Origin of the sequence: Deinococcus taeanensis, assembly GCF_020229735.1 — a bacterium.
Lineage (GTDB): Bacteria > Deinococcota > Deinococci > Deinococcales > Deinococcaceae > Deinococcus > Deinococcus taeanensis.
In genome coordinates this window covers 1,027,030-1,039,947 of sequence record NZ_CP083455.1, presented here as the reverse complement: position 1 = coordinate 1,039,947, position 12,918 = coordinate 1,027,030, and the positions used below count along the sequence as shown (strand labels likewise).

Genomic DNA, 12,918 nt, shown 5'->3' with positions numbered 1-12,918 from the left:
CGGCGCGCGCTGCGGCGTGGCTCAGGCCAGGGCCTGCAGGGCCCCCTCCAGTCCCTGCGGGTGGAACCGTTGACCGGTGGCATGCTCGAGTTGCCGGGCAAGGCGGCGCAGCGGCAGGTCCCGCAGGTCCACGCTGCTGGCGCCCGTCCCGGTAACACTGGCGCGGCCCGTCAGATCGATCACGGTGTGATAGGGCTGCACCATCCCGGCAGGCATGGTGCCGGCGGTGAGAATCAGCAGGTCCGCGCGGGCCGCGAAAGCGCTGACGCTCGGGTCACGCCGGCTCAGGGGGTAGGCGCGGCGCGCCGCGGGCAGGTCCCGGGCGGCACGTTCGGCCTCCGGGATGCTTTCGGCCGCGAGACCCAGTTCGGTGAAACCCAGCCGGGCCAGGGGGAGGGCCAGCGCGAGGTCGTGGGCATCCAGGCCCAGAATCAGGGCGCTCGCGCCGCGCGACGCGTACCCGCTCGCGTCGAGCGCGTCAGTCAGCGCGTCACTGAACGCGAAGGTGCCGCGCGGCTGGCCGCTGAGGGACACGGCGTCCACGCGCCCCACGCGGCGGGCGACCGGGTCAGGGGTGACGGCGTCAAGGGCGTGCGTCTCCTGGCTGGGATGCACGAGCGCTCCGCTGAACTGCAGGGTGCGGCAGGCGTCCAGCACGCCCCGCAGGTCGCCGGTGGGAACGTTCACGGCGATCAGGCCCAGGTCCCGGAGGGCACGTGCGGCCGGGGAGGGGTAGCCGATCAGGGCGAGGGGCGTGTCAGACGGAGGCATGAGAAGGGCAGTCTACCCGGGCCAGCGACCGCAACACACGCGGGCGTGCCGGCCTGCGCTGCCGGTCGCTACAGAGCAGTGCGGCGGCCACGCAGGGCCACCAGACTGCCCAGCATCACCAGTGCGGCGGCAATGCCGACCCCGGTGGTCACCGTGGCAACGTCGGGCCGGGCCACATACACCCCGTAGAACGCCCACAGCAGCACCAGCGCGAAAGGGAAATCCCGGAAGCGGACCAGGAAGAACACGCCGATCACCGCGGCGATCACCACCAGCAGGGCCGACCACAGGGGCGCACTGAGCCCCAGCGCGCCACCGGTCACCCCGGCCCCCACCAGAAAGGCCGTGATATTGGCGATGGTCGCCACGCTGATCCACGCGAGGTAGATCGAGGTGGGCACCGCCAGCGTCCACCGTTCCGGCCCCTGCGGGGGGAGGCGGCGGACGGTCAGGTACAGCCAGATCAGGGCGGCGAGAAGGGCCAGCATGACCAGCACGCTGAGCCCGACACGCAGGCTCTGAAAGGCCAGCAGCCACGACACGTTCAGCATGTTGCCCAGCAGGAACGGCCAGAACAGCCGGTCCAGGCGCGGACCTCGCTGCGCCGGAAGCGCCTGGTACGCCGCGAAGATCAGCAGGCCCACGAAAATCGGGCCCCACACGGCGAAGGTGAGGCCAGCGGGTGTGAAGGCGTTCGGGAGGGCGTCGCTGACCTCCTTGTTGGACTTTCCGAACAGGGGCAGGGCGCTGCTGAGGTAAGTCATCACCAGGGTCAGGAGCGTGGCGAGCACCAGCGTCACCTGTCTTGCCATTCCGGTCATGGGCTCAGCTTAGTCACGCGCGGCGCCGTGAAGCTGTCATGGGGCCTGCCATTAACGGGCGCAGGCATTCATTCAGTCTTCAGGTCTGCCCCGGCGCGCCGCGCCGCAACGGTCAGGCACGCGGCGGCCAGGGGCAGCAGCCCGCGGGACTGCCGGGCCACGAGTCCGGCAGCCAGCGCGAGGACGGCCACCTGCCTCGTCCGCTGCACCTCGGCGGCGCGGACCGTGCGGGGCGCGCGGTCGCAGGCGCTGCCCACCGCTTCAGGGGCTGTCAGCGTCCCGGCGAGGGGCAGGGCGGCGGCGGACAGAAGTGCGCCCCGCCACGAGCCGGCGTGAGCGTGCGTGAAGGCGGGCAGCAGCGCCCCCATCAGGGGTACGGCGCTGCGGTCCTGGGGGGTGAGGAGCGGCGCGGCGCCGGCCACGGCCGCCGCGACCGGTGCGCCCGTCCCGGCGGCCAGCAGCGCCTGGGTCAGCAACGCCACGAGATCAGTGCGCGTGGTGCTCTGCCCGGTGGTGCCGGCTGTGAGACGCAGCCCCGACAGGACCGCCACCGCCCCCAGCAGGGGCCGCAGGCCCACAGGCCGGTCAGGCAGGGTCGCGGCCGCCGCGACGGCCAGCGCTGCGTTCGCGGTGACCGGGTGATCAGGGTCGAGCTCACGGGCCGTGGCCCAGGCCAGGAATGCTGCGGCGCCCGTGCCGAGCGCGTCGGGCCAGGGCCGGCCGCGCGCCCGGGCGACCGCCACAGTCGCCAGGGTGCCCAGCGCCGCGGCGCGGTTGGACGGGTACGTGAGGTCCAGCGGGCGCGCCAGCGCCGGGCGCGGCCGGGAAGCGGAAGTCGGGGAAACCATGCCTGCACCCTACGGCTCCCCCGGCCAGCGCACGCAGAGGGTCAAAGGACGCTCAAGCCCGCCCGGCCCGCGCGTCAGGTGGTGTAGTCGGCGTTGATGCTGACGTACTCGGCGCTCAGGTCGCAGCCCCACGCCTCGCCGCGCGCGTCGCCGACCCCCAGGTCCACGGTGAACACCACCTCGTCGGCTTTCATGCTGGCACTGACCTGCGCGTCGTCGTAGGGCAGGGGCCGGCCCTCGAACACCGGCTGGCCCTGCACCGTGACGCGGAGCTGTTCGATGTTCACGCCCGCGCCGCTGCGGCCGACCGCCATGATCACGCGGCCCCAGTTCGGGTCGTTGCCGTGCACGGCGCTTTTGAGCAGCGGGCTCACGCAGCAGGTGCGTGCGGCGGCCAGCGCCTCGGCCTCGGTGCGGGCGCCGCTGACCTGCACGGTCAGGAGTTTCGTGGCGCCCTCGCCGTCCGCAGCGATCTGCCGGGCCAGGTCGCGCATCACGGCCTCCAGGGCGCGCAGGAACTCCTGAAGGTCCACCGGGCCTGCCTGGCCGTTGGCCAGCACGACCGCCATGTCGTTCGTGCTGGTGTCTCCATCCACGGTCACGGCGTTGAAGGTGCGGTTCACGATGGCCGGGAACGCCCCGCGGAGCGCAGCCTGATCCACCTGCGCGTCCGTGAACGCGAACGCGAACATGGTCGCCATGTCCGGGTGAATCATGCCGCTGCCTTTGGCGGTGCCCACGATGCGCGCGCCGCTGCTGAGCGTGACCTGCGCCGTCTTGGGGCGCGTGTCGGTCGTCATGATGGCGCTCGCGAAAGCGTCCGCACCGGCATCCAGTTCGTCGGGCAGGTGCTCGATGCCGCTCAGGACGCGGTCCATGGGCAGCAGGTGACCGATGATGCCGGTGCTGGCGGTCAGCACGGCGTCGGCGGCGACGTTCAGGACGCTGCCGAACGCGTCGGCCATGTCGGCGTTGTCGGCCGCGCCGCGCGCCCCGGTGGCGGCGTTGGCGTTGCCGGCGTTCACCAGCAGCGCCCGCACCGGCGCGCCCTGCGCGTACAGGGCGCGGTTGCGGGTCACGCAGGCGGCCGCGGTGGTCGAGCGGGTGCCCGCGAACGCCCAGGTGCAGTCGCTGCTGGACGTGACGCCGCTCAGGTCGGTCCGGCCGCTCGGCTTGATGCCGGCGGCCATGGCGGCGGCGGTGAATCCCTGCGGAAACGTGAGGCTCATGCGCAGAAGTGTAGAACACGGCCCGCCCGGCGTCCCGGCAGCGCGGTAGACGCCTGCGCGCGGCGCGGCGCGGCTATACTCGCCGCACATGACAACGGATGACCGGGGCGCGGCGGGCCGCGCGGATTTCATTGTGGTGGGGGCCGGCTCGGGCGGGTGTGTCGCGGCGCGGCGCCTGCTGGACGCCGGAGCGAAGGTGCTGCTGCTCGAGGCGGGCGGCCCGGACACGCACCCGCTGATCCGCGCGCCCGGCGCGTTCAACCGGCTGTTCCGCACGCACCTGGACTGGAATCTCAGCACGGTCCCGCAGGCGCGCGCCGCCGGCCGGGCGTTCTACTGGCCCCGCGGGAAGGTGCTGGGCGGCAGCAGCGCCATCAACGCCACCATCTGGATCCGCGGGTCGAAACGCGATTTCGACGGGTGGGGCGACGGGTGGACGTGGGCGGACGTGCTGCCGGAATTCCGGGCCCTGGAAACGTACCGCGGTCCCGCCGGAGGCACGCGCGGAGACCGGGGGCCCATGCCGGCCGGAGCGCGCGCCGAGTCCCATCCCCTCAGCCACGCGTTCGTCGCGTCTGCCGCGCTGGGCCTGGGCCTCCCGGTGGTAGAGACCTTCAACGACGGCCGTCTGGACGGCGCGGGCCTGCTGGAGAGCAATCACCTGAACGGGGAGCGCTTCAGTGCCTTCCGGGCGTTCCTCAAGCCGGTCCTGACCCACCCGAACCTGACGGTCCTGACGGGCGCCCACGTGCTGGAACTGCTGTGGAACGGCACGCGGGCGGCAGGCGTGCGGCTGCGCTGGCGGGGCCGCACGCTGGACGCTCCGGCCGGAGGGGTGATTCTCACGGCAGGCGCCGTGCAGACCCCGCAACTCCTGATGCTCTCGGGGGTGGGGCCGCGCGCGGAATTGCAGCGGCACGGCATTCCAGTCCGGGTGGCGCTTCCCGGGGTCGGCGCGGGCCTGCAGGATCACCTGGCGGTCCCGGTGATTACGCGCTCGCGCGTGCAGTCCCTGGACCGCGTGCCGCAGGGCGCGGCGCTGGCGCAGTACGTGTGGAGCCGCCGCGGCCCGCTGAGCAGCAACGTCGCGGAGGCCGCGGCGTTCTCGCACGCACGGTCCGGGCTGAACGCGGCCACGGACGATCCGGACATTCAGTTTCACTTCGGGCCGGCGTACTTCCGGGACCACGGTTTCGTTACGGAGCCCGGCAATCACTTCTCGATCGGGCCGGTGCTCGTGGACGTGCACAGTCGCGGCCGGCTGACGCTGGCGTCACGGGACCCGCTGGCCGCTCCCGTGATTGACCCCGCATACCTGACGGACGAGCGTGACCTTCAGAGTCTGGTGGGGGGGGTGCGTCAGGCGCGGGAGATCGCAGCCACGGCGCCGCTTTCCACGCTGCGCGGCGCGGAGGTTCTGCCCGGCGAGGGACTGCGCAGTGACGCGGCCCTGCGGCAGCATGTCGCCCGCGAGTGCGCGACCCTGTACCACCCGGTGGGCACTGCGGCCCTCGGGGACGGGGAGGAGGCCGTGGTCAGCCGCGCGCTGCAGGTGCAGGGAACGCAGGGCCTGTGGGTGGGGGACGCGAGCGTGATGCCGCGCATTCTTCACGCGAACACGAACGCGACGACCCTGATGATCGGGGCGCGCGCCGCAGGTTTCGCTCTGGCTGGGGCCTAGGGTGCGTGGCTGACGGGTGGTTGACCGGACCCGCACGTTCCTCATCCTGGCTTCATGAGCAGCCGGGTGCAGGCAGGTAGGGTGACACCGACATGAAGCCCCGCTCCTTCCTCCTGACGCTTGCCGCCGCCCTGACCCTCAGTGCGGCGAGCGCCGTGCCCGTGAAGCTGGGCAACGTGCCCGTCACCGTAGAACCCAACGCCAGGCTGCTCACGCTGAGCGCCGCCGGCATCCGGACCGCCTTTCCGAGCGCCGCCGGCCGACCCGACGCGGTGTTTCTCACCGAGGACCGGAAGGTGAGTGTCGCCTTCGAGTGGCGCAGCAGCAAACTCGCGAAAAATGAGATCACCACCCTGGTTGAGCAGTTTCCCAGCGTGATCCGCGCGCAGGTACCCAACGTGAAGTCGCTGAAGGCCAGCCTCGTGCAGGTCAGCGGGACGCCGTGGGCGCAGTTCGTGTTCACCACGCCCGGCCAGGGCGACGAACTGCGCCGTGAGCTGCTGGTCACGAGCGCCGGGGGCCGCATGCTGGTTCTGACTATCGCCGGGAACGTGAAGGACTATGGTCGCAACGAAGCGGTCATCCGGGCCCTGGCGAACAGTGTCCGCGTGAACTGAACCCATTCCGACAAGCAGCGGCCCCCAGCACGAGCTGAGGGCCGTTGCTTCTGAGGCGGGGAGGGGCTAGACCCTCCCCCACTGCGGGTTACATGGCCGCCGGAATCTCGATCCCGATGAGGTCCAGGGTTTCCTCGAAGGCGCGGCGCAGGCGGGCCACGAGGGCGAGGCGAGCCTCGCGCAACCCCTCGGGGCTCTGAAGGACGTTCGTGGCCGGTTTGCCCTGTCTGTCCTTGGCGTTGTACCACGCGTTGAAACTGGTGGCCAGGTCCAGGGCGTACTGCGCGACGCCGTGCGGAGAGTGAAGCTTGACGGCCTGCGCGACCACTTCAGGCAGGCGGGCCACCTGCTTGGCGAGAATCAGGTCCACGTCGGGCAGGGCGTCCCACGCGGCTCCCGTGCCGTCCGTGGCGTGGCCGGCTTCCTGCGCGCGGCGCAGGATGTTCGCGGCGCGCACGGCGGCGTACTGGATGTACGGCGCCGTGTCACCCTGCAGGCTGCTCGCCTTGTCCAGGTCAAAATCGAAGGCGCGGCTGGGTTCGTTGCGCAGCATGGCAAAGCGCAGGGCGCCCACGCCAATGCGCCGTGCGATCTCCTGGGCGTCCTCACGCAGGGCGAGGTCGGGGTTCTTCTCGCTGAGTTCCGCAAAGCCGCGCGCGGCCGCCTGCTCCAGCGCAGTGTCCACGGCCAGGGTGATGCCCTTGCGCCCGCTGATGGTCTGCCCATTCAGGTTCACAAACTCGTAGGAGAGGTGAATGCTGCGCGTCTCCTTCTCCGTTTCCCCGGCGACCCCCAGGCTGCTTTTCACGAGCATCTGCGGGTGCTTCTGGCGGGAGTCGATGACGTTGATGACCTCGCCCGCATGCCCGAAGCGCCGTTCCAGGTCCGGCTGGCCGTCCGGAGCGCTGGTCCAGATGGCGCGCCCTTCGGGGTCCTGCATGAACGGTTTGAATTTCATGCCTTCGAACAGCCCGAACTTCCAGAACTGGTACCCGATGTCCTTGGCGACGTACATGGCGGTGCCGTCGCTGCGGCGCAGCACCACGTTGGGTTCTTCCAGGCCGGGCATGAATTCGCTGACGTCCATCACGAACGCCCCGGCGAATTTGCCTTCGGTGGGGTGCGTGGTGTAGCGGCTGTCTTCAAGAATGTTCATGGCCTGCGCGAGAAAGCCGCTGCCGACCACGTCGGATTCCCAGACGAGCAGGTCGTACGTGGCGCCGATGCGGAAGCAGGTGTCCAGCTGGGCTTTCACGGTCTGTTCCACCAGGGGCCGCAGCGCGCCCACTTCCAGCCGGTGCATGATCTCGCGGATTCCGCTTTCCAGGTCCGCTTTGGCCGGGTCGGCGTTCAGGCGCACGTACCCCTCGCCGAGCCAGTGATCGTACTTCTGCGTGCCGTCCCACTGGCGGCCGTAGTGGTCCATGGCAAAGAGGCTCTCCGCGGCCTGACGGCCGGTGTCGTCAATGTAGTTCTGGACTTCCACCTGGTGTCCGGCGGCGCGGAAGATGCGGGCCATGCTGTCGCCGAGCACCACGTTGCGCAGGTGCCCCACGTGAAGTTCCTTGTTGGGGTTCACGCTGGTGTGCTCAATGACGACCTTCCCGCCCTGCGTGGGCATCGCGAACGGAGTGGTCACGACGTTGCGCACGAAGCCGCCCACATCCACGAAGAAGTTCAGGAACGGCCCGGCGGCCTCCACGCGGCTGATTCCTTCCGGCAGCGTGACCGTCTGCGCGAGCTGCTGCGCGACCTGAGCAGGGTTCGCGCCGAGCGCCTTGGCCATCTGGAATGCGGCGGGCGTGCCGTAATCCCCGGGTTTGCTGGCCGGGGTGTCCTGGATGGCAGCGTCCAGAGGAGCGCCCATCTGCGCGGCGGCCGCCTCGACCGCTGCTTTGAGTTGTGCCTTCAAGTCCATAACTGAGAAGTGTACGGGATACGCCGCGGGCACATGATGGCCCGAGGGACAGGCATGAGCGGACCGTGCGGCGGGCGTTCAGGCTCTGCCCCCGCGCCCCGGGGGGCGCTACGCTGCGGGCATGAACCGCCTTGGTCAGGAGAGCAGTCCGTACCTGCGGCAGCACGCTCAGAACCCGGTGGCCTGGTGGCCCTGGGGGGACGCGGCGTTCGCGGCGGCCCGGGAGCGAGACGTGCCGGTCCTGCTGTCGGTGGGGTACTCCACGTGCCACTGGTGCCACGTGATGGCGCACGAGAGTTTCGAGGATGACGCGGTCGCGGCGTTCATGAACGCTCACTTCGTGAACGTCAAGGTGGACCGCGAGGAGCGGCCCGACGTGGACGCGGTGTACATGGCCGCCACGCAGGCCATGACCGGGCACGGCGGGTGGCCGATGACGGTCTTCCTCACGCCGGACGGCGCGCCGTTCTACGCCGGGACGTACTTCCCGCCGCAGGACGGTCACGGCCTGCCCAGTTTCATGCGGGTCATGGCGAGTGTGGATCGGGCGTGGCGGGAAGAGCGGCACACCCTGCTGGGCAACGCGCAGGCGCTGACCGAGCACGTGCGGGAGGCCAGCCGGCCCCGTCCGTCGGACGGTGAGGTGGGTCCGCAGGCGCTGGAGCGGGCGGTGGGCAACCTGCGGCGGGTGTTCGATGAACCGCTGGGGGGTTTTGGGGGCGCGCCGAAATTCCCGGCGCCAACCACGCTGGATTTCCTGCTGACCCGCCCGGACGGGCGGCTGATGGCGCTGCACACCCTGCGGCGCATGCTGGCGGGCGGCCTTCACGATCAGCTGGGAGGGGGTTTTCACCGTTACAGCGTGGATGAGGCGTGGCGGGTCCCGCACTTCGAGAAGATGCTGTACGACAATGCGCAGCTCACGCGAACGCTGCTGCGCGCGTACCAGGTGAGTGGAGACGAGGCGTTCGCCCAGGCCGCCCGCAGCACCTTGGCGTACCTGCAGCGCGAGATGCTCGGCCCGGACGGCGGGTTCTTTTCCGCGCAGGATGCGGATACTCAGGGCGTGGAGGGCCTCACCTTCACCTGGACCCCGGCGGAGGTCCGGGCGGCGCTCAGTGACGAGGACGGCGCGCTGCTGTGCCGCCACCTGGGGATCATGGACCCGGGCAATTTCCTGGATCCTCACCGGCCCGAAGCAGGGCGGCGCAGCGTGCTGTTCGTGGCGCTGCCCGTGCCCGATCTGGCGCTGGAGGCGCAGCGCACCGAGGCGGAGCTGGGCGCGCACCTTGACGCGCTCAAGGCGCGGCTGCTTGCCGAGCGGCACACGCGGCCGCAGCCAGGAACGGATGACAAGGTGCTCACCTCGTGGAACGGGCTGGCGCTGGCAGCGTTCGCGGACGCCGCGCGGATCCTGCAGGATGAGGCGTATCTGGCCGTGGCGCAGCGTAACGCGCAGTTCGTCCGGACGCGCCTGCGCCGGCCGGACGGCACGCTGCACCACACCTGGGGCGGCGGGCAGGCGCGGGTGGAAGGTTTGATGGAGGATCACGCGCTGTACGCGCTGGGACTCATTGCGTTGTTCCAGGCGGACGGGAACCTCGAGCACCTGCACTGGGCGCGGGACCTGTGGGGCGTGGTGCGGCGCGACTTCTGGAATGAGGAAGCGGGGGTGTTCATGGCGTCCGGCGGGCGGGCGCAGGTGCTGCTGGCCCGGCAGGCACCGGGATTTGACAGCGCGGTGCTCTCGGACAACGCAGCGGGCGCGCTGCTGGGCGTGTGGATGGAACGGTACTTCGGGGACGCGGCGGCCGAGGCGCTTGCCCGGCGGACCGTGAGTGCGTTCCGGGCCGATATGCAGGCCGCGGTGATGGGGTTTGGGGGGCTGTGGCAGGCGGCGGCGTTCCTGAACGCGCCGCATGCGGAGGTGGCGATTATCGGTACGTCGCAGGAGCGGCGGGCGCTGGAGCAGGTGGTCGCCGGGGTGTTTCTGCCGTTCGTGGCGCTGACGTGTACAGAGGAGGGTGGGGATCTGCCTGTGCTGCAGGACCGGCCGGGTGGGGGCCGCGCGTACGTCTGCGTCAGCCGCGCGTGCGACCTGCCCACCACCGACGCCGGAGTCCTGCGGGGTCAGCTGCTGCGCCTGACCTGACCAGACCGGGAGTTCCGTAGACCGCCCTGCTGTTGTCACCAGGGTAGTACCGACCGTCAGCTGAGGGGAGCGCTACGCTCAGAGCATGAGCGCGCCCTCCTCACCCCTGACCACCACCGCGCCGCCCGCTCCACCCCCCCAGCCGCCCACCCCGGCCAGCCTGCTGCGCCTGTTCATGGGGGTGGCCCTGGTGGGCATCGGCGGGGGCCTGCCCGCCCACACCCGCCGCGCCCTGAACACCCGCGGCTGGATGACCGACGCGGAATTCGCCGAGGCGTTTACGCTTGCGCAGCTCACACCCGGCCCGAACGCGGTGAATCTCGCCGCGATGATCGGCGCCCGCCTGAGCGGCCAGGCGGGCGCCCTGCTGGCCGTGGTGGGCATCCTCACCCCCGGCCTGATCGTCATGTTGGCCGTCACGGCCTTCACGCTGGGCGTTCCCGGCGGACTCCCCGGGCCTCTGCAGAGCGCACTGCGCGGCGCCGCCGCTGCCGCCCTGGGGGTCATGCTCACCGCTGCCCTGCCCGTGCTGAAAGTCACGGCCGGCATCCGCGGCGGACCGGTTCTGGCGGGCGCCACCTTCCTCGCGCTGGCGTGGCTGCATCTGGACCTGCTGCTCGTCCTGGCGGGGGTGCTCACGGTCGGGCTGGTCGTGCACCGTCCCCGGAGCGGCGAATGACGGCCCGCCCGCCTGGGGGGGACGCGCTCCCCTGTTCCCCCCTCGGTCCATTCACGGCCACGCAGGGCCTGGTTCGCCCGGCGTCATGACAGCCGACCCGCTCGACATTTTCCTGACCTTCACGCGCCTGGGGCTCGTGAGTTTCGGCGGGGCGAACCTGCCGGAGATTGAACGGGTCCTGGTGGACCAGAAGCACTGGATTACGCCGCAGGTGCTCGCCAACGGATTCGCGCTTGGGCAGGTGATGCCTGGCCCGAATATGCTCGCCATGACCCACTACGGGTTTGCCGCAGGCGGCTGGCCGGGCGCGCTGGCCGCCACGCTGGGCTTCTACGGTCCCACCGCGCTGCTCAGCGCCCTCGCCATTCTCGCGTGGCAGCGGCTGAGCCGCTGGCGCTGGCTGCCTGCCGTGCGCAGCGCCCTGCTGCCGTTCGGGGCGGGGGTGATGCTCGCGGGCGTGCTGGTTCTCACGCGCGGCAGCCTGCACAGCTGGACGGGCGTCCTGATCGCCGCCGCGGCGTTCGCGCTGCTTCAGGGCACCCGCGTGAATGCCGCCGTGGTTGTCATTGGGGCCGCGGCGCTCGGCGCATTGATTGGCCTGTAGGCCTCATCGTGGGTCACCCGCACGGGCGGTACACTGACCGGATGCCGCTTCTTCCTTCCGTTTGCGGGACCGCCGCGTGAAGCCCTGGGTGCCGCTGGGCCGCGCGCCCATTCCCGGCAGCCGCGACGAACTGCAACTGTGGCAGCGGGACGCGGAATTCAGCATCCGCGTCAGCGGCGCCGCGTACGACCTGATGAACAGCCGCCAGCATGCCAGTGAGGAGGCCCTCGCGGACCTGAGCCTCCCCCTGATCGCCGAACGGGCGGCGCCGCGCGTGCTGATCGGCGGGCTCGGCATGGGGTTCACGCTCGCCGCCGCCCTTCGCGCCCTGCCCGCCGACGCCCAGGTGACCGTGGCGGAACTCGTGCCGGAGGTCGTTACCTGGAACCACGGACCGCTGGGCGAGGTCGCCGGCCGCCCCCTGAACGACCCCCGGACGCGCGTGACCGTGGGGGACGTGGACGCCGTGATGCGCGCCTCACCGGAACACTTCGACGCGGTGCTGCTGGATGTGGACAACGGTCCTGAGGGCATGACCCGGTCCGGGAATGACGGTCTGTACGGGCCGCGCGGCCTGGCGAACGCCCGGGCGGCCCTGCGGCCCGGGGGGGTGCTGGCCGTCTGGAGTGTGGATGAGGTGCCGCGTTTCACGGCGGCACTCGGGCGCGCTGGCTTCGAGGTGCAGGTGCGGCGCGTCCGGGCCCGCGGTACGAAGGGCGGCGGGCACACTGTCTGGCTGGCCCGCACCCCCTGACCCTGGCCGTTCCCCCCAGGCGGCGCAGCGCCGCTCAGGCGTGCACCTCAAAGCCAGCTGCTACTGACCCGTCAGGAACCGGGCAGTTTCGCGGAACAGCAGCTCCGTCTGCTCCAGCGAGTCGAAGGTGTGCCCCGCGCCAGGGATGGCAACTGCGTCGCAGTGGAGGGCCTGCGCGTACCGCACCCCCCACTCGGGCGGGCAGGTCCGGTCGGCGTCTCCGTGAAACACCCGCGCCTCGCCTCCCCAGCCGGCGGCGGCGTCCAGCGGCCGGGTCCGGGTGACCTCCTGAAGAAACTCGCGGCCCAGCGGCCACCCGCCGTGATCGGTGATGGTGGCGGGCAGGAATCCGCCGCGCAGCATGGGCAGCCACAGGTCCGGCAGGGCCGGCGCCCACAGCGCGAGCCGGTGCGGGCGGACCTGCGGCGCGGCGAGCGCCGCCACGAGGCCGCCCATGCTGAAGCCCAGCAGCATCACCCGTTCGGGGTCCAGGTCCGGCTGGCGGCGCATGTACTCGAAGGCAGCCGCGGTGTCCTCGACCTCGCGGGACACCGTCATCTCGCTGAAGTCCCCCTGGCTTTCGCCGCTGCCGCGAAAGTCAAAGCGGAGACTGGCGACGCCCCGCCCCGCAAGCAGCCGCGAGAACAGCGGGAAGATGCGGTGGTCGCTGGTGCGGCTCCCGGTAAAGCCGTGCAGGAGTATCACGCTGGGGTGCCCGTGCGCGCCGGACGCGCCGGGCGGGCGGTGCAGCATGCCGTACACCCGCTGTCCGCCCACGCTGAACTGCGCGAATTCCTCCTGAAGACCCTGTTCGTTGTTGCCCCGGCCGCGGTCCGTCATGCGC

General features: G+C 71.2%; 12 protein-coding genes. 6 read left to right on the top strand and 6 right to left on the bottom strand.

Annotation, left to right across the window (positions count from 1 at the left end; translation table 11 throughout):
* Nucleotides 1–21: 21 nt before the first annotated feature.
* The 4 genes from LAJ19_RS05070 to argJ all read right to left on the bottom strand — a co-directional run bounded on the left by LAJ19_RS05070 (nt 22) and on the right by argJ (nt 3,669).
* Complete coding sequence (locus tag LAJ19_RS05070; protein WP_225477220.1) at nt 22–771, bottom strand: shikimate dehydrogenase; 750 nt, start codon at nt 769–771, stop codon at nt 22–24.
* A gap of 68 nt (nt 772–839) precedes the next feature.
* The gene (locus LAJ19_RS05065; RefSeq protein ID WP_225477219.1) at nt 840–1,592 is read right to left on the bottom strand and encodes a TspO-related membrane protein; all 753 of its coding nucleotides are present in this window, start codon (nt 1,590–1,592) and stop codon (nt 840–842) included.
* 68 nt (nt 1,593–1,660) lie between these two features.
* Nucleotides 1,661–2,440, bottom strand: a complete 780-nt coding sequence (locus tag LAJ19_RS05060) for a hypothetical protein (protein WP_225477218.1) — start codon at nt 2,438–2,440, stop codon at nt 1,661–1,663.
* A gap of 74 nt (nt 2,441–2,514) precedes the next feature.
* Entirely contained in the window at nt 2,515–3,669 is a 1,155-nt protein-coding gene (argJ, locus tag LAJ19_RS05055; protein ID WP_225477217.1) for a bifunctional glutamate N-acetyltransferase/amino-acid acetyltransferase ArgJ, read from the bottom strand.
* An 88-nt stretch (nt 3,670–3,757) separates the two neighbouring features.
* Between argJ and LAJ19_RS05050 the strand changes: the two genes are divergently transcribed.
* Complete coding sequence (locus LAJ19_RS05050; protein WP_225477216.1) at nt 3,758–5,350, top strand: GMC family oxidoreductase; 1,593 nt, start codon at nt 3,758–3,760, stop codon at nt 5,348–5,350.
* Nucleotides 5,351–5,442: 92 nt separating this feature from the next.
* A complete protein-coding gene (locus LAJ19_RS05045; RefSeq protein ID WP_225477215.1) occupies nt 5,443–5,967 on the top strand; it encodes a hypothetical protein in 525 nt (174 codons plus the stop codon).
* Between the two features lie 88 nt (nt 5,968–6,055).
* Here LAJ19_RS05045 and LAJ19_RS05040 read toward each other — a convergent pair whose 3' ends face one another.
* Nucleotides 6,056–7,885, bottom strand: a complete 1,830-nt coding sequence (locus LAJ19_RS05040) for an arginine--tRNA ligase (protein ID WP_225477214.1) — start codon at nt 7,883–7,885, stop codon at nt 6,056–6,058.
* A 121-nt stretch (nt 7,886–8,006) separates the two neighbouring features.
* On the opposite strand from LAJ19_RS05040, the gene LAJ19_RS05035 reads away from it, so the two are divergent.
* The 4 genes from LAJ19_RS05035 (at nt 8,007) to LAJ19_RS05020 (ending at nt 12,074) form a co-directional block, all read left to right on the top strand.
* Nucleotides 8,007–10,037 carry a thioredoxin domain-containing protein gene (locus LAJ19_RS05035; protein WP_225477213.1) on the top strand — a complete coding sequence of 677 codons (2,031 nt, stop codon included), beginning with the start codon at nt 8,007–8,009 and terminating at the stop codon, nt 10,035–10,037.
* A gap of 85 nt (nt 10,038–10,122) precedes the next feature.
* Nucleotides 10,123–10,716, top strand: coding sequence for a chromate transporter (locus LAJ19_RS05030; RefSeq protein ID WP_225477212.1), 594 nt, complete (start codon nt 10,123–10,125; stop codon nt 10,714–10,716).
* A gap of 85 nt (nt 10,717–10,801) precedes the next feature.
* The gene (locus LAJ19_RS05025) at nt 10,802–11,320 is read left to right on the top strand and encodes a chromate transporter (protein ID WP_225477211.1); all 519 of its coding nucleotides are present in this window, start codon (nt 10,802–10,804) and stop codon (nt 11,318–11,320) included.
* A 76-nt stretch (nt 11,321–11,396) separates the two neighbouring features.
* Entirely contained in the window at nt 11,397–12,074 is a 678-nt protein-coding gene (locus LAJ19_RS05020; RefSeq protein ID WP_225477210.1) for a polyamine aminopropyltransferase, read from the top strand.
* A gap of 60 nt (nt 12,075–12,134) precedes the next feature.
* Here LAJ19_RS05020 and LAJ19_RS05015 read toward each other — a convergent pair whose 3' ends face one another.
* Complete coding sequence (locus tag LAJ19_RS05015; RefSeq protein ID WP_225477209.1) at nt 12,135–12,914, bottom strand: alpha/beta hydrolase family protein; 780 nt, start codon at nt 12,912–12,914, stop codon at nt 12,135–12,137.
* Nucleotides 12,915–12,918 lie beyond the last annotated feature (4 nt).